Genomic DNA, 20,182 nt, shown 5'->3' on the forward strand with positions numbered 1-20,182 from the left:
TTACACTCGAACGTGTGAATCCAATGGCGCAGGTTGATGTCGTACTTATTGGTGGCGGCGTCATGAGCGCCACTCTCGGCACCTTGATCAAACAGGTGCAGCCCGACTGGAGTATCGAGGTCTACGAGCGCCTCGGCGAGGTCGCCCAGGAGAGCTCGAACCCCTGGAACAACGCGGGGACCGGTCACGCTGCCCTGTGCGAGCTCAACTACATGCCCCAGGCGAGCGACGGAAGCGTCACCGCCGACAAAGCCGTGAGCATCAATGAGCAGTTCCAGATCAGCCGCCAGCTCTGGTCGTCCCTGGTTATCGACGGCGTTCTGCCCGAACCGACGAAGTTCATCAACTCGACGCCGCACATGACGTTCGTGCACGGCAAGTCCAACGTCGAGTACCTGCGCAAACGGTTCGCGGCGCTCAAGGACCAGCCGCTCTTCCACGGGATGGAATACAGCGAAGACCCGGCCGTCATCGGCACCTGGACCCCGCTGCTCACGAAGAACCGCCCGAAGAACCAGCGCATCGCCGCGACCCGGATCGCCTCGGGCACCGATGTCGACTTCGGCGCACTCACCCGCTACCTCTTCGACGACCTCGCAGCCAAGGGTGTCGGCGTCCACGTCAACCAGCAGGTCACCGGCCTGAAGAAGCTGACGGACGGCACCTGGCGGCTGAACCTCCGGCGCCTCGTCGGCGGGCACCCCAGCACGGTGAAGGCCCGCTTCGTGTTCGTGGGTGCCGGCGGCGGCGCGCTCGCCCTGCTGCAGCAAAGCGGCATCCCCGAGGCACGCGGCTTCGGCGGGTTCCCGATCAGCGGCCAGTTCCTGCGCACGACCAATCCCGCGGTCGTTGCCCAGCACCAGGCCAAGGTTTACGGCAAGGCCGCCGTCGGCGCCCCGCCGATGTCGGTCCCGCACCTCGACACCCGCCACGTCGAGGGGGAGGCCTCGCTACTGTTCGGGCCCTTCGCGGGGTTCACCCCCAAGTTCCTCAAGTCGAGCACCTGGTTCGACCTCCCCTTCTCTGTCCGTGGGCACAACATCGGCCCGATGCTCGCCGTCGCCCGGCACAACGTCGGCCTGATGAAGTACCTCTTCGGCGAGGTCTTCGCGTCCCGCACCGTCAAGCTCAAGGCCCTGCAGGAGTTCATGCCGACGGCGAAGATGGCCGACTGGGAGCTCATCACCGCGGGCCAGCGTGTCCAGGTGATGAAGAAGGACCCGAAGGAGGGCGGAGTGCTGCAATTCGGAACCGAGGTCATCACCTCGGCCGACGGCAGCATCGCCGGCCTGCTCGGGGCATCCCCCGGGGCATCGACCGCGGCTCCGATCATGGTCGACCTGCTCAAGCGCTGCTTCCCCGAGCAGTACCCGGCCTGGGAACCGCGACTCCGCGAACTGATCCCGAGCCTCGGCACGACCCTGTCGGACGACCCCGCCCGCGCCGCAGCCTCCCTCGCCGCGACCGCCGCGACCCTGCACCTCACCAACCCCTGACCGATCCCCAACCCCTGACCGATCCGACGGAGTCGGGCACGATCTCCGTCGAATCGGTGAGGGCGGATGCCGCGTCACCCTTGCGCAAGTATCGAACGTGTGTTCGAATGTATGCATGCGGTGGAGCGGGCAGGAACTCACGACGGAACAAGCGGGCGCGCTTCCCGGCCTTGCCCGGCTGAACAACCTGGTGCGGAGCGTGCGCACCCCCGAGTTCGCGGGGATCACCTTCCACGAGATCCTGGCCAAGTCCGCGCTCAACCGGGTGCCCGGCCAGAGTGCCATGCCGTTCGGCTGGACGATCAACCCCTACCGAGGCTGCTCCCATGCGTGCACATACTGCCTGAGCCCGGAAACGCTCATCCTGATGGCCGACGGACGGCAGAAGCCACTCTGGGAGGTCAGGGTTGGCGATGCGATCATGGGCACGGAGACCGTCGGCGCCTACCGGCGGTATGTGCAGACCACAGTGCTCGCTTCCTGGGACACCCGGAAGCGCGGCTACCGCGTCATCCTCGCTGACGGCACCGAGCTCGTGGCCAGCGGAGACCACCGCTTCCTCACCGAGCGAGGGTGGAAGTTCGTCACCCGCGCCATGCGCGGGGACGGTCAACGTCCCTACCTGACCGAGAACAACAAACTCATGGGTTTCGGGCTCGTAGGGCCCGCCATTGACCGGAAGCTGTCCATCGCCGGTGCAGCCGTGAAGTCCGCGGCTTTGCTTCAGGTCGTGTCCGTCGAGGATCTGGGGACCACGATGGACATGATCGACATCACGACCGGGACCGGCGACTTCATTGCGAACGGGGTCATCAGCCACAACTGTTTTGCCCGCAACACGCACACGTACCTCGACCTCGACGCCGGCAAGGACTTCGACAACGAGATCATCGTGAAGGTCAACGTCGCGGAGGTTCTCCGCAAGGAGCTCGCCAGGCCCGCCTGGGAGCGCAACGCCGTCGCGCTCGGCACCAACACCGATCCCTACCAGCGTGCAGAGGGTCGCTACCGGCTGATGCCGGGCGTCATCGCGGCGCTCGCCGACTCCGGCACCCCGCTCTCGATCCTGACCAAAGGCACCCTGATCCGGCGCGACCTCGATCTGCTCGTGGAGGCGAGCACGCTCGTGCCGGTCGACCTCGCCCTCTCGATCGCGATCTACGACGACGAGCTGCAGTCAGCGGTCGAGCCGGGCACCCCATCCACGGCGGCGCGCCTCGCCACGGTGACCGCCATCCGGGAGCGCGGCCTGCGCTGCTCCGTGTTCATGATGCCGATCCTGCCGTTCCTCACGGACACCCGGGCGCACCTCGACGACGCCCTCCGCCAGGCGAAGGCTGCCGGGGCCTCCGACGTGATGTACACCGCGCTGCACCTGCGGCCGGGGGTGCGCGACTGGTTCATGCAGTGGCTCGCGAGGGACCACCCCGACCTCGTGCCCCGCTACCACGAGCTCTACGGTCGTAACGCCTACGCACCCAAGGGCTACCGGCAATGGCTCGCGCTCCGGATCAAGCCGCTGATCCGGGCGCACGGGCTCGAGCACGGGCTCGAGGATCCCGTCACCGGCGGCGTCCGCTCCCGCGCGCTCGCCCGCCCCGCGCCCGCCGTCCCTGCGTTCCCTGGCGAGCCCGTGCCCGGCCCGGGGTTACTCATTGCGGGTGAGCTCCCACCTGAGCTGCACCCGACCCTGTTCTGAACTGCGGCTCCGCACAGCGGATGCCTCGCTGCGCCCCCGCCCCGGCTGAGGTGTCGCAGATCGACGTTCAACGCCCACGCGAACCTCGATTCGCGACCCTTCACGCCAGAAGGACTCCACCGGATGCGATAATCGACGGAGAACGGAGCGGCAATGACCCTAGGCCTCCCCGACCATCTGGTCGGTACCTCGGTCGGGCGTGCCCTGGCCCAGGCCACGCACTGGTTCGGCCTCACCTGCCTGGTCGGTGCCCTCGTCTCGATCGCCGTTCTCGGCATCAGCCACCCGAGCGCGCAGATCGGCGTGAGCCTGATCGGGATCCTCTCGATGGCGATCCTCCTCTTCCTCCTGTCCCGCCACCGCACCGTGCTGCTCTCGGTCGCCTACCTTCTCGTCGGCTCCGTCGTCACCTACGTCGTCAGCGTCACCCTGCTCGGGCTGCCCGAGCTCTTCCACAGCTCGGACGTCTTTCTCGTGTCCATGCCGAAGATGGCGCTGCTGATGGTCGGCGGCGTCGGAACGGGCGCCCTCGTGGGCGTGCTCTGGGGCACCGCCGGCTTCATCCTCGCCGAAACCGTGACCGTCCTCGCCGCCCTCGAAACCGGGGTGCCCTATCACCCCGATGCGTTCACGGTGTCGACGTACCTCTTCCTCGTCGGGGTGATGCTCGTGAGCGGCCTCGGCCGGCGCAGGCACCGTCCCGTCCAGCTCGCCATGCACCGGGCGCTGCAGGAGGACCAGTCCCGGCTGCTGCGGCACGAACTCGACGTGCGCGCGGTCGCCCTCAGCCAGGACACCACGCTCAACCAGCTTGTCGCGCTCGTGCACGCCCACCCCGGGCCACTCGGCCCGCACCTGGCCGCAGGCATCCGTGAGACCGTGGACACCCTGCACGGCACCAGCTGGCTCACCGACTCCGACGAGCGACTTTCCGGACCGGACGGCTGGCTCGACAGTGCCGTCTACTCCGCGATCGAACGCTGCCGTGACCGCGGCCTCGTCGTCGAGGTCACGGGGGAGCGCGCCGCCCTCGGCCGCCTCGACGCGGTCGCCGACCGCGAGCTCGGCCTCGCCGTGCAGCAGTGCCTGATCAACGTCATCCTGCACGCCGGCATCGTCTCCGCCGAGGTCGTCATCGAATCCACCGACCGCGATCTCTCGGTGATGGTGATGGATGCCGGCCGCGGCTTTACGGAATCGGAGACCGGCGCCGACCGCCTCGGCCTTCGCCAGGCGGTGCGCCGCCGGATCGAGCGCCTCGGCGGCTCTGTCACGATCATGACCCGTCCCGGTGCAGGCACCTCCGTGCTCCTGACGGTGCCTGCGTCTCCCGGCGACGCCGTCGAACGGCCCGGCACCGGTGCGGCAAGCGGCCCGGCATCCGATCCGGCCGGCGACACCGCGAGCGACGCCGGGATCGGCTGGCCGCTATGAGCCGCAGCTCCCTGACCCAGCAACAACTCGATCCGCTCGGAGCCCTCGCCGCGTGGCCACTCGCGCCGGCGATCGCCGCGATCGTCACGGTCTCCGCAGTCACGGCCACGATCACCCAGGCCGGCCAGACCGGCAACGCGCTCCTGGGCTCCCTCGCGATCGCGGCCGTCACCCTCGCCGCGATCCTGCTCGTCCTCGCCTCCCGCCCGAGAAACGCACCGTTCCGCGCCGCCGCGCACGTGGCCATCGCCGTGCTCGCCCTCGCCGCCTACCTGCTCGAACAGGCCTCGCGCTGGAACCACAACGCCCTGATCCAGGACGACTTCGGTCCCGTCGCGATCGGCCTTCTCCTGCTCGGCCTCGCCCCCTACCGACCGTGGCGCCAGATCGCGGCCTCCGCCGGGGTCCTCGCGCTCGTCGTCGCCGCGGTGACCTGGGTGCAGGCGCCCTTCCACTCCATCGACGTCGCCCCCGTCGTCTTCGCCGCCGTCGCGGTCACCCAGGTCCTCGCTCCCGCGCTCGCCGGGGCCGCCTACTCCCGTCGCCTCGTCGGCTCACTGCTGGCCTGGCAGACGGATGCCCGCCGTGCGATCATCGAGCGCACCGAGGAGACCAGGGCCCGCGTGGTCAGGGCCGTCGTCGAGCAGCAGCGCACCGAACTCGCCGCCGGCGTGCTCCCGCTGCTCACCGAGGTCCTCGAACGCGGCGAGATCACCAAGGCCGACATCACCCGGGCCGGTGCGCTCGCCGCCGACGTGCGCAAGGCGCTCCTTCGCGAGCTCGACAAGACCTGGCTCGACGCGGCCATCGCGAGGAGCGCGCGGCACTCCTGGCCCGCGGCATCACCCCGCTGCTCGTGGTCGCCGATCCCGACCGCCGCGCCGCCGCCTTCCATACCGACCAGCGCGCCGCGACCGCGGCCCTGCTCGGCGCCCTCTGCTCGGCGCCGGGCTTCGACCCCTGCAGCCTCGTCGTTCAGGTCACCGCGGGCGACGAGTTCCGCGGCACCGGGTCCCCGCGGCCGGCCCTGACCCGGTCGCCGCTCACCACGACGTCCGAGATCCCGCTGAGCACCTCCCCGCTCCGCACGATCCCCGACCGCGGACCCCGGCGCGAGACGCCCCCGGGCGCCGGCGCCCCGGCATCCGCCCCCCGGCTCGACCAGGTCACGATCCAGGTCGGCATCGACCTGCCCGCCCGGGCCGTTCGCGCCCTGCTGCGGCCCTACCTCGGCGTCCTGCACGTGGTGTTCGGGCGGGTACGCGTCTCCACGAGCCGGGCATCCGGTCGTCGTCCGCTCATGACGCTCGAGTTCGACGCGGAACACGGCCCCGAACGCCGACGCGTCGCACGCCCAGTACGCTGAACTGACCCGGGGCAGACGAACGCGCCGGGTGGCGCAGAGGGGGATTCCAGGTACCGTGGCAAAACTGTACTTTCGCTATGGAGCGATGAACAGCGGCAAGAGCACGTCGATGCTCCAGGCCGCATACAACTACGAGGAGCGCGGCCATCGTGTGCTGCTCGCCAAGCCGTCTGTCGACACCAAAGGTGATCGGGGCATCCTCTCGCGCCTCGGCGTGACGCGCGGCGTCGACTTCCTGCTCACCCCTGAGACGGATGCCTACGCCCTCTTCCAGGAGCACCGCGCTCAGGTCGTCGCCCGCGACGGGCTCGACGTCAGCGCCCTCCTCGTCGACGAGGCGCAGTTCCTCACCGAGGCCCAGGTCGACGACTTGCTCCGCATCGCGATCCTCGAGAACATCCCCGTCCTGGCGTACGGGATCCGCACCGACTTCCAGACCGTCGCGTTCCCCGGCAGCCGCCGCCTGCTCGAGATCGCGCACAGCCTCGAAGAACTCAAGACCATCTGCCGCTGCGGGCGCAAGGCCGTCTTCAACGGCCGCAAGATCGACGGGCGCTTCGTCTTCGCTGGCGACCAGGTCGCGATCGACGGGGCCTTCGTCACCTATGAGTCCCTGTGCGGCTCCTGCTACCTCGAGGAGAGCGGCGGGCGCCTCGGCCATCGGGCCATGAACGAGGGGAGGGGGCGCCCGGCTGTCTCTCCAGAAGACCTCGTCCCTGGCGAGACTGCGAGCGCCCCACATGCCCCCCGGCGCGTTCCCCCGGTTTCACCCTAGGACCAGCACATCACCGTCGAAAAGCCGTCACTTCCGGTGGCACCCGAACACGCACGCCGGCGGCAGGAACACCATCCAGCTTCACCGCACCGCAGGCGCCGTCCCCGTACGGCCTGACCGAAAGTTTCTCGTGCCCAGCTATCGCATTGCCTTGATCGATGACCACGAGATCGTCGCGCGCGGTTTCGCCGCCCTCTTCGGGGCGCTCCCGGAGATCCAGGTCGTCGCAACGGTCGCTTCGGTGACCGAACTGCTCGAATCGACCGCGCAGGCCAGCCACCCGGTCGACCTCGTGATCCTCGACCTGCGGCTGTCCGACGATTCGGCCGTCGGCGACAACGTCGACCGGCTGCGCTCCGCCGGTTCGGCCGTCCTCGCCTTCACCGCGGGCGACGACGCCGTGCTGATGCGCACGGCCGCCCGCAGCGGGGTGCTCGGCGTGGTGCGCAAGTCCGAACCGACGGCGGTGCTGCTCGACGCGGTGCTCCGCGCCGCCGCCGGGGAGCCGATCCCCTCGACCGAGTGGGCTGCCGCCCTCGACGGCGACCCCGAGCTCAACGACGCCGGGCTCAGCCCGCGGGAACGCGAAGTGCTCTCCCTCTACGCGGCCGGCGCGAAGGCCCCGCTCGTCGCCGCCCGCACCGGCCTCGCCGAGGCGACCGTGATCGACTACATCCGCCGGGTCCGTTCGAAATACCAGCGCGTCGGGCGCCCGGCCAACACGAAGATCGACCTGTACAAGCGGGCCCTCGAAGACGGCATCCTGCCGGTCCCCGGCCAGCCGTGAGGCGCGGCCGGCGCCCGCTCGCCGGCCTGACCGCCGCCGAGCGCCTCGCCCGGGTGCTCTATACGTCGATCGGTCCCACCGCGGTGGTGTTCTGCCTCCTCAGCCTGGGCTCCTTCCTCAGTCAGGTCTGGGCGCCGCGACCCCTTCCCGCGATCCTGATCTGGGCCCTCGTCTTCGGGCTGCCCGTTGCGCTCGGTGTGCTCTCCCGGCGGGCGTCGCTGAGACTGCTGCGCCGGATCGCGCTCGCCGAGGGCGTCGTGTTCCTCGCCATCCTCGTCTTCTGGTTGTCGTTCCGGGCCACCCCGCTCCCGGCCGGCGCGGACATCCCCTGGGCCCTGACCTTCACCGGGGTGCCCGTCCTCGCCGTCGGCGTCGCCACCCGCGACCGCGTGGGCTGGGCCTATCTCGTCGTCGTCTGCGCGCTCAGCGGCCTCGTCCGCGCCGCGACATCGACGGATCCCCGGCCGGTCCTCGTCGGCCTCGAAGACGCCGTCTACTCGATGCTCCTCGTCGGCGTCTTCCTCGGGCTGATGATGGCGGCCCGCCGCAATGCCGTCCGGGTCGACGCTGCGACGGTCGCCACCCGGGCGGACATCGCTGCCGCCGCGGCGGGAGTGGCCCGCAGCCGCGAGCGCGTGGCGATCGACGCGCTCGTGCACGACAGCGTCATCTCCACCCTGTTGATGGCCGGCCGCGGCGGCATTCCTGCCGCAGCCCTCGCCGAGCACGCCGCCACCACCCTCGTGCGCCTCGACGCGGTCAGGGACCGCGCCCCCGGGCAGCTCGTCCCCGGCCCGGAACTGACCCGACGACTCGAAGCCCTCGCCGCGCAGATCACGCCCGACGCCGTCGTCAACTCCGACCTCGACGACCGCTCAGTAGTGACGGCCGCAGCCGCGACGGCCCTGCTCGGCGCCGTCGGCGAGGCCCTGCGCAATTCCCGGGTCGCTGCGGGGGTCGGCCTTGACCGCCCGGTGCAACGCAGCGTCACCGCACGGATGCAGGGCCCCGGCCTCCGCATCACCGTCCGCGACGACGGGGTCGGTTTCGATCCCGCCGGCGTCCCGGCCGAACGCCTCGGCATCGCCCGCAGCATCGTCGAGCGGATGCGCCGCGTGGCGGGAGGGGCGGCCACGGTCTGGTCGCGGCCGGGCGCCGGCGCCGAGGTCGTGGTCTCCTGGACGCCGGAGGCGACGACACTGGCCATGCCGGTCGCCCCGGGAACCCCGGCAACGCCCGCAGCCATCCCGCTGCTCGTCACCCTGCCGCGGAGCCTCGCCCTCGTCCTCCTCACCGTCTTCGCCGCGGTGCACCTGCTCCTCGCTTTCGGAGACCCCGGCCCCGCCGCAGGCCGGCCCCTCACCGCCCTCGGCCTGCTCCTGATCGTCGCCGCCGCGGCGTGGCTCCTGGTCATCGTCCCCGACCCGATTCCCCGCCGGGCCCCTGTCGTGGTGATCCTGCTCGCCACCGCGGGGGCCGCGCTCGCCTCGGCAGTCGTCGCCCCGGCATCCGCCCAGCCGTTCGCGCACTGGGCGTTCGGCGCCGTCACCCTGCTGCTCGTCCTGCTCGCCACCCGCGGTCGTCCCGGTCCGGCCTGGGCCGGCTACGGCCTGCTCGTCGCGGTCGGCCTCGGCTGGGCGCTTCTGAACGGGCTGGGCGTCGCCGACGGCCTCACCCTCGTGGTGCGGCACGCCGCCACCCTGCTCGCCGGGGCGGTCTTCGCCGTTGGGCTCACCCGTTCGACCCGCACCCTCGCCGTGCTCAACCGGGAGCGCGCGGTCTCCATCGCGACGACCGCGAGCGCCGAAGCGGGTGTCACCGAACGGGAATCGGAACTCGCCCGAGTGAACGCGCTCGCCCGGCCTGCCCTCGAGCGCCTGGCCGGCGGGGAAGACCTCGATCCGCCGCTCCGCGCCGAGTGCCTCATCGTCGAGGCCACCCTGCGCGACGCCATCCGGGCCAGGACGCTCTTCGTCGAACCCGTGATCACCGCCGCCCGCGCCGCACGGCTCCGCGGCGTCGACGTCACCCTGCTCGACGACTCCGGCGGACGGCCCCCGAGGTGCTCGCCGCGGTCGCGGGCATCGTCGCCGGCCAGCTCGATCTGCTCGACGCCGGTCGCCTCACCGCGCGGCTCCTCCCGCCCGGCCGTGACGACGTCGCTTCCCTCGTCGTCGAGTCCACGGGCACCCGGATGCTGACGGTTTCGCCGGTCGGAAAGCTCCGCACCCCCTGATCGTGGGTCTGTCCCGGACTCGAATGCGGGGTTAGCGTTGGGCGTTACCAACTTTCCCGGGCGTGGATAGATTTGCTGCGTGCGCTCGCGGTTCTCTGCAGCTTCAGCCGGCGGGGGAGGATCACGTGGCTTCACTGACCGAGATTCTCATCCTGCACGGGCTGCTGCCGATCGAGAAGCTCGACACCCTCATGGCCGGTGACCCGGCCGACGAAAGCGCCGTGCGTGCACTCGTCGACTCCGGGGTGATCACCGAGGCGCAGTTCGCCCGTGCCCGCGCCGAGCAGGCCGGCCTCGCCTTCGTCGAACTGATCGACTTCCCCGTCGACCGGCTCGCCGTCGCCCTCGTCACCCCGGCAATGAGCCGCAGGCACCAGGTGCTGCCGATCGCGATCGAGGGCGGCCGCCTCGTGCTCGCCATGGTCGACCCCGGCAACGTGTTCGCGATCGACGACGTGCGCGAGTCCGCACGGATGCGGGTCATCCCCGTCGTCGCAGAGAAGAACGACCTGCTCGCCGCGATCGCCCGCTACCACCGCGCCGACGACGAGCTCAGCAACCTCACCACCACCATGGAGGACGAGCAGGCCACCGTCGAGGCCGCATCGGCCTTCGGCGTCTCCGACTCGCTCGACGACGACGCCCCGATCGTGCGCTTCGTCAACCTCCTCGTCAGCCAGGCTATCCAGGACAAGGCCTCGGACATCCACATCGAGCCCGCCGAGCACAACCTGCGGGTGCGGTACCGCATCGACGGGGTGCTGCACGAGATGCAGCGGGCGCCCAAGAGCATCCAGAACGGCGTCATCTCGCGCCTCAAGATCATGAGCGACATCGACATCGCCGAGCGTCGGAAGCCCCAGGACGGCCGGATGTCGGTCAGCCACGCCGGCCGCCAGATCGACCTCCGCGTGGCGACCCTGCCCACGGTCTGGGGCGAGAAGATCGTCATGCGAATCCTCGACAACTCCTCGACGACGATGGACCTGCACGACCTCAACCTGCTCGAGCACAACTACGAGGCGTACAGGAAGTCGTACACGAAGCCCTACGGGATGATCCTCGTCACGGGCCCGACCGGGTCCGGCAAGTCGACCACCCTGTACACCACGCTCAACTCGGTCGCCCGCCCGGAGATCAACGTGATCACGGTCGAGGACCCCGTCGAGTACCGGATGAAGGACATCAACCAGGTACAGGTGAACCCCAAGGCGGGGCTCACCTTCGCGAGCGCGCTGCGGTCCATCCTCCGCAGCGACCCCGACGTCGTGCTCCTCGGCGAGATCCGCGACCACGAGACCGCGCAGATCGCCATCGAGGCGTCGCTCACCGGCCACCTCGTGCTCTCGACCCTGCACACCAACGACGCGCCGAGTGCGATCACGCGCCTGACCGAGATGGGTATCGAGCCCTTCCTCGTCGGCTCCGCCCTCGACTGCGTTGTCGCCCAGCGCCTCGCCCGCCGCCTCTGCGACCGCTGCAAGGCCCCCGCAGAGGTCACCGTCGAGCGCCTGAACCAGCTGCGCTTCGGGTTCGACCCGACCCAGCCGCTGCCGGTGCTCTACCAGCCCATCGGCTGCCAGAACTGCTCGAAGACCGGGTACCGAGGCCGGCTCGCCGTGCACGAGGTCATGACGGTCTCCGAGAACATTGAACGGCTCGCCGTCGACCGCGCCTCGAGCGCGGACATCGGCCGGGCCGCCCGGTCGGAGGGAATGATTTCCCTCCGTGATGACGGCTGGGAGAAGGTCCGCATGGGCCTGACCTCGATCGAAGAGATTCTGCGAGTTGTTGCATAGCGCTCGTCGCATGCCGAAAGGAAAGAACGCATGGACAAGCCCATCTATGAAATTCCGGCCGTCGAGCCGGGAGAGAACGTCTCCTGGTGGGACCAGATCGCGGCCGGCCCCGCCGAGAGCGCTGCCCTCGAGAAGGCGGATGCCGAGCGCACCGCGGCCGAGCAGGTCGCGGCCGAGCGCACCGCACGCCTCCAGGCCGCGGTCGACAGCGCGGCGGCCGAACGTCGCGGCGCCGGAATCGACGAAACCGGCGGCCACGGCTTCGAACGCCGCAGCGTCCGTCGCGCCGAACCCGATTTCGCCCCGGCGCCCCTCCAGGGATTCGCGGCCCCGGCGGCATCCGCTGACGAGGACCTCGACGACATCGATGTGAACCAGGCCGGACCGCCCCGTTCCGCGATCGACTACACGCTTCCGCTCCCGGTAGCGGCCCCGTACACGCTCCCGCAGCCGGTGGCCGCACCGCACACTCCCCTGGGCACGCAGCCGATGGAGCCGCCCACCGGGACACCTTTCGTCGTTCCCTTCGTTGTGCCCACTGCCGCCGCCGAGCAGGAACGGGTCGCCGACCCGGCGCTGACCCCGCCGCAGCCGTACGTCTCGCAGAACGCGCGCCCGGCCGGTCGCCGCGCCGCGATCCAGGCCGAGCCGGAGACCCACACCGAAGGCGCCCGCCCGCATTCCCCCGTGCACGTCGGCCCCGACGGCCGCCCCGCCGACCAGGACCTGATCGACGCCCTCCACCTCGTGCTCGAGCTCGAGGCATCCGACCTGCACATCACCGTCGGCGCCCCGCCCACGATCCGCATCGACGGCGCCCTGCGCCCGATCGAGGGCCTCCCGGCCTGGATGCCGGAGAAAGTCAGGACGGCCCTCGAGAGCATCATCTCGCCCGCAGACCTCGCACGATTCGAGGACGACCGCGAGCTCGACTTCGCGTACACCGCCGCCGGCGCCCGGTTCCGAGTGAACTTCTACCACCAGCGCAACTCGATCGGTGCAGCCTTCCGGCTCATCCCGCGCGAGATCAAGCCGCTCAAGGAACTCGGCGTGCCCGAGTCCGTCGGCCGATTCTCGCTGCTGCCCCGCGGTCTTGTCCTGGTCACCGGGCCCACCGGTTCGGGTAAGTCCACGACCCTCGCCGCGATGGTCGACCTGGCCAACAGCACGAGGCCCGACCACATCGTCACGGTCGAGGACCCGATCGAGTTCCTGCACAAGCACAAGAAGTCGCTCGTCAACCAGCGCGAGGTCGGCCACGACACCAAGAGCTTCGCCGCCGCGCTCAAGCATGTGCTGCGCCAGGACCCCGACATCATCCTGATCGGCGAGCTCCGCGACCTTGAGACCATCTCGGTGGCCCTGACCGCCGCCGAGACCGGCCACCTCGTCTTCGCGACCCTGCACACCCAGGATGCCGCCCAGACGATCGACCGCATGATCGACGTGTTCCCGCCGCACCAGCAGGGACAGATCCGTACCCAGCTCGCGGCGACCCTCCGCGGCGTGGTCTGCCAGACCCTCGTCAAGCGCGCCAACCAGAAGGGCCGCGTGGTCGCGACCGAGATCCTCGTCACGACACCCGCCATCGCCAACCTCATCCGCGAGGGCAAGACCCACCAGATCACGTCGATGATGCAGGCCGGTGGCGGCGAGGGCATGCACACCATGGACCAGCACCTCGCCGACCTCGTCGACTCCGGCCAGATCACCCGCCAGGCGGCCCTCGACAAGGCCCACGACGTGGAGAGCCTGCAGCAGCTGATCAAGCGCGCCGACACGACGACCGACGACTCGTCCCGGACTATGGGCAGCGGTGGCGTCGACTACGGCGACACCTACTCCATCCCGCAGCGCTGATGTCGACCGCGCAAGCCTGGGCCTACGTCGGTCGCGACAACAACGGCAAGACCGTCAAGGGCAAACTGGATGCCGCGAGCGAGGGGGCCGTGGCCTCGCGCCTCGGCGCCATGGGTATTTCGCCCGTCTCGATCAAGGTCTCCGCCGAGGGCACCGGCCTGAATCGCGAGATCAATATCCCCGGTTTCACGAAGGGCGTCGGCCTCAAGGACCTCGCGATCATGAGCCGTCAGATGGCGACGATGATCGGCTCCGGACTGTCCCTGCTCCGCACGCTTAACATCCTCGCGGAACAGACCGAGAGCAAGCCGCTCGCCAAGATCCTCAAGCAGGTGCGCGACGACGTGGAGACCGGCGTCTCGATCTCCGAGTCCTTTGCGAAGCACGGTCGTGACTTCCCGCCGATCATGATCAATATGGTGCGGGCGGGCGAGACCGGCGGCTTCCTGGACCGGGCCCTCGAGTCCATCGCAGCGAACTTCGAAAAGGAAGTCAAGCTGCGAGGGACGATCAAGTCGGCACTGACCTACCCGGTGATTGTACTGATCATGTCGCTCGTCTCCGTCTTGATCATGCTCATCTTCATCGTTCCGATCTTCGACGACATGTTCAAGGGCCTGGGCGGCGGACTGCCGCTCCCGACTCAGATTCTCGTCAACGTGTCCCATTCGATGATCTATGTCGTGCCCGTTCTCGTCGTAGGCGGCGTCGCGTTCAGCATCTGGTGGGGCCGGAACAAGAACACCGAACGGGTGCGTCGAGTCAAGGACCCGATCCATGCTCAGGCTGCCGGTCTTCGGCAGCCTGTTGAAGAAGATCGCCGTGGCCCGGTTCAGCCGCAACTTCGCGAACATGATCGGCGCCGGCGTACCGATCCTGCAGGCACTCAAGATCGTGGGCGAGACCTCAGGAAACTGGGTGATTGAGAACGCGCTCGTCAAGGTAGCCGAGTCCGTGCGCCAGGGCCAGTCGATCTCGGCACCACTCCTGGCACAGCCCGTTTTCCCCCGATGGTTACCCAGATGATCGCCGTCGGTGAGGACGCCGGCTCTCTCGAGACCATGCTGAACAAAATCGCCGACTTCTACGACCAGGAGGTCGAGTCGTCCACCGAGCAGCTCACCGCCGCGATCGAACCGCTCATGATCGCCTTCCTCGGGGTCGTGATCGGCGGAATGGTCATCGCCCTGTACATGCCGATCTTCAGTCTCGCCGGCGCGATCAAATAGGACACGCCGCGATCCGCCCTCGTACTGGGGGTGCGATTGCATGCAATACCCCTCATTCATGGGTCGCCGCTGAAAAGACCCTGCAAATACGCTTGGAGTCCGATCGGGCCCGATGGCCGGTTCCACACCTAACTGAATGGATCTCACAGTGGTCACTCGCGCGCTCAACGCCCTCAACCTCCGCCGCAAGAAGCTCGACGAGAACGAAAAGGGCTTCACCCTGATCGAGCTCCTCGTCGTCGTCATCATCATCGGCATTCTCGCCGCGATCGCAGTCCCGGTCTACCTGGGAGTCCAGAGCAACGCCAAGGACAGCGCGATGAAGGCTGACCTCGACGGCCTCAAGACCGCCGTGATCGCTTTCCAGAGCACGTCCGCGACGCAGTCCCTCCCGGCCAACATCGCTACGGATCTTGCTGGAACGGTGACCGTGAACACCGCGAACTACACGACGCAGCCTGCCCTGACGGTCACAGCCGCAGCCGCCGGTGCACCCGCGAAGTTCTGCATCATCGCAAAAGCAACTAATGGAAATTTCGGGATGGTGTCCGGAACTACGGCGCCGGCAATCTCGGCCGCCGCGCCTACCTGCCCGTAGGCACGATGTAGCCAGATCGCGGCGGGCGTTGCGACAGCAGCGCCCACCGCGATTTTGTCTATTCGGTCCGACTTACGGTGTGAGGACCGACCAACTGAACCAAAGAGATAGATGAGCGGCGCCCGGAGGGCTTTCATGCGCACAATTTGTGCCACATTGCGTCCCGCCCTTCGCGGACTCCGGCGGTCAGACGGTCTGTCCCTCATCGAGATCATGGTCGCCATGATGATCTTCGCGATGATCGCGCTCGGCGTCGGCTACGCGATGGTCAGCACCCTTGCGCTTTCCCGTGACAGTACGTCGCGTGAAACAGCGTCCGGCATTGCCTCGAGCGAGATCGATGCGGCCAGAGCACTCGGCAATCCGTTTTCCGTGCTTGATATCCCCGCGCATACGGTCACCACGGCAGCCTCGGAAGATTACATTGTCACGCGAACGACCGCGTGGGTCACTCCCGCGGGAGCAGCGTCGACTTGTGGAACGGGGGGCGGGGCTCTCCAGTACAAGCGCATCACGATCACCGTCAGCTGGCCGAATATCCGTCCAAACTCGCGCCCGGTCGTCGTCGATACCCTTCTAGCGCCAAGCGCCCGGATAAATGATCCGACGAAGGGCACCCTGCTCATCTCGGTAAAGAACGCTCGTGGCCTGGGGCAGCCCGGGGTGACCTTCACGGCGGTTTCAGCGCTCGGTTCAGTCACGACTACTCCGACGGATGCCGACGGCTGTGCCTTTGTGCTTCAAGCGGCACCCGGCGACTATGCCGTGAAGCTCACGACCACAGGCATGATCGACTCGACGCAGGTTGCGAATCCGGTCCTCACGCGTACGGTCGCGGCGGGGACAAGTGCCTCTTATTCATTCCAATACGATACGGCCGTGCGGTTCACTCTCAATTACGCGTCCAATATCGTAGCTCCGCTGCCGAAGATCCCGATCGATCTCGACTACACCTTCATCAACAGCCTGGGTAATTGGGCACTCAAAGCGACGAGCAACCACGTCGATCTGCACCCATACACGGTCGGCTATCAGACATTCGCTGGCAAGTTTGCAGCGACCGGATGCCCTTCTCCTGACCCGGAAGCCTGGGCCCCCGACACTCGTGTGACGCCGGCGCTCGTTGCGGTTCGCGGAGCCATTGCGGCACCTGTCCCGGGCGTCCCAGTCACAGTCAACGTGCCCATGGGCGGCGCCACCGTGACGTCTGGGACGGCAGGCTGGCTCACTGCCGTATCGGACCCGGCCACCCCGGTGCCCGGCGAACCCTCATGCCTCACCTCGGCGACAACCACGATGACCTATAACTTCGGCAACATCGTGCCGTCGTCGGGTACCGTGCGCATCGCGCTTCCTTTTGGTTCCTGGAGACTCTTCACGAGTACGAGTAGCGGAGGGGCACTGACTCAGCTGCCCCAGACACGAGTGACCTTGCTCACACATGGCCTCCCCGGACGCTACCGGCCTGTTCGTTCTGGACCCGCGATGAGGCCGGCCGAGCCGATGCGTCGGCCCGAAACCGAATCGGGAATCACCCTTGTTGAGCTTCTCGTGAGCATGATGCTTCTGGGCCTGATCCTTGCGATGGCTTCCGGACTTTACTCGAGCGTCGTCCGCTCTGTTTCGATAAGTCGATCCCTGGACAGCAGTACCCGGGTGGCGTCGACTGCGGCCAACGAGCTCGGTCAGGTGATCCGCTTCGGCACGACACTGAAAGTGGCCGGATCGAGTATCGCTTCGTCAGCATTCAGCTTCGCGGGCCGAGAGAGCCTGGTGCTCTTCAGCAATACCGACGTCGACGCCTTCGCGAGTGTGGCTGTTCGTCCTCCCAAACCCACGATGATTCGGTTCTCGATCGACCCCACGAGCCGCGCCCTGATCGAAAGCCGATGGACAGCGACGGCCTCCGGGGCAGCCTGGGTCTTCGCCGCGACGACAACTCCCCCGAACTCAAGCCTCAATCTGGGCTCGAGCTTCGTTGACCCCGGCGCGGGAGCTCCCCTTTTCAGCTACTTCGACAGCAGCGGCGTTGTAATTGCCGCGCCGACCACCGGAAGCATGGTCTCAGCAGATCTTGCCCGCATTGCAACCGTTCTGCTCACGGTCCGAGTTCAGGGCAACGGCGGAGCAGGCGCTGCGCCGGTCGTCATCGAAAACACAGTTGAGGTGGTCTCGTGATGTGGCTGCAAACCAAGGTCCAGAAGCGCATCCATCATGAAGAGGGCGGAGTCGCCCTTGTCGCCGTCATTGGTCTGGCGATTGTGATGCTTCTCCTGGCGGCCACCGCACTAAGTTTCACCGCTAGCGGCACCGTCAAAGCGCGCAACGATCAGGATTCGACTGCCGCACTCGCGGCGGCCTACGCCGGCGTGGACGAATACGGCAGTCGACTGTCCAACGACAGCACCTACGAGAAGTTCGGCAATCCGGCCGCCCCCTTCACTATCGGGACCGGAAGCACGACGACCGTTTCGATGCCCGCGCCTGGCAACGAAAACCCCGCCTTCGGTGTGGGAAGCGCGGGCACCTGGGGAACCGTCGCCGGCGCTGGAGGTCGGGCGTCGTTCCGCTACGAGGTAGACAATTCCCTCTACTCTTCATCCGGAATCGTGCGGATCCGATCCACCGGCAAAGTCGGCGCGTCGACCCGCAGCATTGTCGCCAACCTCAAGCAGAAAGGGTTCATCGACTTCCTCTACTTCACCAATTACGAATTCATGGACCCGCAGATTACGGGAAGTACCCGGTGCGTCGACCCTGCCGATGTGCGGCACGCCCCGCACGACCCGGATTGCACGGAAATTCAATTCGCAAGCGGGGACATCCTCGATGGGCCGGTTCACTCCAACGACCAGATGCGTATTTGTGGAGCGAAGTTTCTCCAGGGAGTAACCACGAGCAGTACGTTGACACCGAATTACGTCAACACCTGCCCAGGAACCCCAATCGTGTTCGGAACAGGCACCCCGGCCCCCACGGGTCCCGTGTGGGCCCCGTCTCTTGACATGCCGCCCACAAACGCGTCCATGCCTAACGAGACGCGCGTCGACTTGCCCGCGGACGTTCCGCGGCCGGGGTGCATGTACACCGGACCGACCACGATCACGTTCGACGCGACTGGTCATATGCGCGTCATTTCTCCGTGGACAAAGTTCACGAGGCCGTCGTACACCGTGGGAATTCTGAGTCAGAATCCTATCGAGTGCGGTGACCTGGCCTCATTGAACTCGCCAGCAGGCGCCCTTGTGACCGTTCCGGATCAGAACCTGATTTTCGTTCAAACCGCTTCGTCGACCTCAACCGACCCAAACTACTGGGCTCCGGGAGCCACGCCCGCCAACTTCAGCTGCACCGGCAGCGGTGGAGACCAGGGCTGGACCTATGGTTCCCCGGTTGCCCTGCGCTACCCGGTGGCAACCGAGGATCGCGCACCGACGTCCACGTCTGCCCTTCCCGCCTACCAGTGCAGGACGGGCGACGCCTTTGTGAAGGGCGTCGTCAAGGGTGCGGTCACGGTTGCAACCGATAACTTCATTTACGTCACGGGTAACCTCACCTACGTCGATCCAGCCTTCGACGTTCTCGGGCTCGTCGCGCAAAATGCTGTGTGGGTGTGGAACCCGATGGATTGCCCGGCCTCCGGCGGACGCTCTGCCTGTACGGAAGTAACCACGGCCAATGGAGGAGCGCCCCTCGGCGACAGGGAAATAGACGCTGCCATCCTGTCGATAAATCACACGTTCCAGGTGCAGAACTATGACACCGGTGGCAGCCACGGCACACTAACGGTCCTGGGAGCTATTGCGCAGAAGTTTCGCGGTACCGTCGGCACCGGCACCGGCACCACCGGTTTCCTGAAGAACTACAAGTACGACAGCCGCCTGCACGGGGCAGCGCCGCCCAAGTTCCTGGCCCCGACATCGACGACATACGGCGTGACCCAGTACGTCGACGTCGCGACTGCATTTGCTGCGGATGGGACGGCGCTGCCGTGACATCGACTACCTCGGCTGACGTTCTACCGGTCATCGTCGCATTGTGCGCCGTCGTCGGCCTCGTCGTCGGTTCCTTCCTCAATGTCGTGATCTACCGTGTTCCGGCAGGCCTCTCGATCGTGTCACCGCCCAGCGCGTGTCCGCGCTGCGGGGCCTCCATCCTTCGACGGGACAACATTCCGGTGGTCTCCTGGGCTCTCCTGCGTGGCAAGTGCCGCGACTGCCGGACGCGGATCTCGGTGCGGTATCCGCTCGTGGAAACCGGAACAGCCGTCTTCTTCGTGGTGGTCGCCGTCTACGTGTGGACTGGTGCGTACGCTGGCCAAGTTGGACCCGACAGCGCGGGTGCGTCCTGGACCCCCGCGGTGCTCGTTTTGCTCGCGGTCCTGTATCTGGCGGCGGTGAGTATCGCACTGGCACTGATCGACCTCGATACCAATCGGCTGCCAAACAGGATCGTGCTGCCGAGCTATCTCGTCGGAGCAGGGCTGCTCGGGTCGGCATCAATCGTGACGGGTGACTATACGGCGCTGATCCGTGCCGGCATCGGTCTCGCAATCCTTTGGGCCCTGTACCTGGTCATGGCGCTCGCTTATCCAGGCGGAATGGGTTTCGGCGACGTCAAACTCGCCGGTGTGCTCGGACTCTACCTCGGCTACCTCGGCTGGGGGCCCCTTGTGGTTGGTGCCTTCGCGGCCTTCCTGCTGGGCGGGGTTTTCGCGATCGGCTTGCTCGCAACCCGACGCGCCAATCGCAAGAGTGGAATCCCTTTTGGGCCCTGGATGCTGGCGGGCGCGTGGGTCGGAATCTTCTGGGGAAACCAATTGTGGAACAGCTACCTGAGCTTCATCGGCATAACACAGTGACGGAACGCAACATCGTTGCTCGTAGTGACGTCCAAATCAGTA

The 20,182-nt window shown here is 67.5% G+C and carries 14 protein-coding genes and 1 pseudogene; all 15 read left to right on the plus strand.

The window, feature by feature from the left end:
- The first annotated feature begins 23 nt into the window (after nt 1–23).
- The 15 genes and pseudogenes from RGU41_RS19260 to RGU41_RS19330 all read left to right on the plus strand — a co-directional run bounded on the left by RGU41_RS19260 (nt 24) and on the right by RGU41_RS19330 (nt 20,140).
- The gene (locus RGU41_RS19260) at nt 24–1,496 is read left to right on the plus strand and encodes a malate:quinone oxidoreductase (RefSeq protein WP_322137141.1); all 1,473 of its coding nucleotides are present in this window, start codon (nt 24–26) and stop codon (nt 1,494–1,496) included.
- A gap of 115 nt (nt 1,497–1,611) precedes the next feature.
- On the plus strand, nt 1,612–3,195 hold the full coding sequence (locus RGU41_RS19265) for an Rv2578c family radical SAM protein (RefSeq protein ID WP_322137142.1): 1,584 nt from the start codon (nt 1,612–1,614) through the stop codon (nt 3,193–3,195).
- A 153-nt stretch (nt 3,196–3,348) separates the two neighbouring features.
- A complete protein-coding gene (locus tag RGU41_RS19270; RefSeq protein ID WP_322137143.1) occupies nt 3,349–4,629 on the plus strand; it encodes a sensor histidine kinase in 1,281 nt (426 codons plus the stop codon).
- Complete coding sequence (locus RGU41_RS19275) at nt 4,626–5,660, plus strand: hypothetical protein (RefSeq protein WP_322137144.1); 1,035 nt, start codon at nt 4,626–4,628, stop codon at nt 5,658–5,660. Before RGU41_RS19270 ends, RGU41_RS19275 begins: the two co-directional genes overlap by 4 nt.
- 390 nt (nt 5,661–6,050) lie before the next feature.
- The gene (locus tag RGU41_RS19280; RefSeq protein ID WP_134449868.1) at nt 6,051–6,770 is read left to right on the plus strand and encodes a thymidine kinase; all 720 of its coding nucleotides are present in this window, start codon (nt 6,051–6,053) and stop codon (nt 6,768–6,770) included.
- A 151-nt stretch (nt 6,771–6,921) separates the two neighbouring features.
- On the plus strand, nt 6,922–7,557 hold the full coding sequence (locus RGU41_RS19285; protein ID WP_241987385.1) for a response regulator: 636 nt from the start codon (nt 6,922–6,924) through the stop codon (nt 7,555–7,557).
- Nucleotides 7,554–9,758 carry a hypothetical protein gene (locus RGU41_RS19290; RefSeq protein WP_322137145.1) on the plus strand — a complete coding sequence of 735 codons (2,205 nt, stop codon included), beginning with the start codon at nt 7,554–7,556 and terminating at the stop codon, nt 9,756–9,758. The genes RGU41_RS19285 and RGU41_RS19290 overlap by 4 nt, the downstream gene beginning before the upstream one ends.
- Nucleotides 9,759–9,918: 160 nt before the next feature.
- Nucleotides 9,919–11,592, plus strand: coding sequence for a GspE/PulE family protein (locus RGU41_RS19295; protein ID WP_134449871.1), 1,674 nt, complete (start codon nt 9,919–9,921; stop codon nt 11,590–11,592).
- Nucleotides 11,593–11,622: 30 nt separating this feature from the next.
- Entirely contained in the window at nt 11,623–13,452 is a 1,830-nt protein-coding gene (locus RGU41_RS19300) for a PilT/PilU family type 4a pilus ATPase (protein ID WP_322137146.1), read from the plus strand.
- Nucleotides 13,452–14,378 carry a type II secretion system F family protein gene (locus RGU41_RS19305; RefSeq protein WP_322137147.1) on the plus strand — a complete coding sequence of 309 codons (927 nt, stop codon included), beginning with the start codon at nt 13,452–13,454 and terminating at the stop codon, nt 14,376–14,378. Before RGU41_RS19300 ends, RGU41_RS19305 begins: the two co-directional genes overlap by 1 nt.
- A pseudogene (locus RGU41_RS19310) lies at nt 14,305–14,681 on the plus strand (type II secretion system F family protein). Before RGU41_RS19305 ends, RGU41_RS19310 begins: the two are co-directional and overlap by 74 nt.
- A 136-nt stretch (nt 14,682–14,817) precedes the next feature.
- Nucleotides 14,818–15,279 carry a prepilin-type N-terminal cleavage/methylation domain-containing protein gene (locus RGU41_RS19315; protein ID WP_322137148.1) on the plus strand — a complete coding sequence of 154 codons (462 nt, stop codon included), beginning with the start codon at nt 14,818–14,820 and terminating at the stop codon, nt 15,277–15,279.
- 135 nt (nt 15,280–15,414) lie between these two features.
- The gene (locus RGU41_RS19320; protein WP_322137403.1) at nt 15,415–17,457 is read left to right on the plus strand and encodes a prepilin-type N-terminal cleavage/methylation domain-containing protein; all 2,043 of its coding nucleotides are present in this window, start codon (nt 15,415–15,417) and stop codon (nt 17,455–17,457) included.
- Nucleotides 17,457–19,274 carry a hypothetical protein gene (locus tag RGU41_RS19325; protein WP_322137404.1) on the plus strand — a complete coding sequence of 606 codons (1,818 nt, stop codon included), beginning with the start codon at nt 17,457–17,459 and terminating at the stop codon, nt 19,272–19,274. The genes RGU41_RS19320 and RGU41_RS19325 overlap by 1 nt, the downstream gene beginning before the upstream one ends.
- Nucleotides 19,275–19,315: 41 nt before the next feature.
- Entirely contained in the window at nt 19,316–20,140 is an 825-nt protein-coding gene (locus tag RGU41_RS19330) for a prepilin peptidase (RefSeq protein WP_322137149.1), read from the plus strand.
- Nucleotides 20,141–20,182 lie beyond the last annotated feature (42 nt).

This window comes from Cryobacterium sp. 10C3, assembly GCF_034314285.1.
Lineage (GTDB): Bacteria > Actinomycetota > Actinomycetes > Actinomycetales > Microbacteriaceae > Cryobacterium > Cryobacterium glucosi.

Coding starts and splice junctions, on each gene's coding strand:
- RGU41_RS19320 (WP_322137403.1), top strand. CDS start 15,415: ATGCGCACAATTTGTGCCACATTGCGTCCCGCCCTTCGCGGACTCCGG.
- RGU41_RS19315 (WP_322137148.1), top strand. CDS start 14,818: ATGGATCTCACAGTGGTCACTCGCGCGCTCAACGCCCTCAACCTCCGC.
- RGU41_RS19275 (WP_322137144.1), top strand. CDS start 4,626: ATGAGCCGCAGCTCCCTGACCCAGCAACAACTCGATCCGCTCGGAGCC.
- RGU41_RS19305 (WP_322137147.1), top strand. CDS start 13,452: ATGTCGACCGCGCAAGCCTGGGCCTACGTCGGTCGCGACAACAACGGC.
- RGU41_RS19260 (WP_322137141.1), top strand. CDS start 24: ATGGCGCAGGTTGATGTCGTACTTATTGGTGGCGGCGTCATGAGCGCC.
- RGU41_RS19300 (WP_322137146.1), top strand. CDS start 11,623: ATGGACAAGCCCATCTATGAAATTCCGGCCGTCGAGCCGGGAGAGAAC.
- RGU41_RS19265 (WP_322137142.1), top strand. CDS start 1,612: ATGCGGTGGAGCGGGCAGGAACTCACGACGGAACAAGCGGGCGCGCTT.
- RGU41_RS19270 (WP_322137143.1), top strand. CDS start 3,349: ATGACCCTAGGCCTCCCCGACCATCTGGTCGGTACCTCGGTCGGGCGT.
- RGU41_RS19325 (WP_322137404.1), top strand. CDS start 17,457: ATGTGGCTGCAAACCAAGGTCCAGAAGCGCATCCATCATGAAGAGGGC.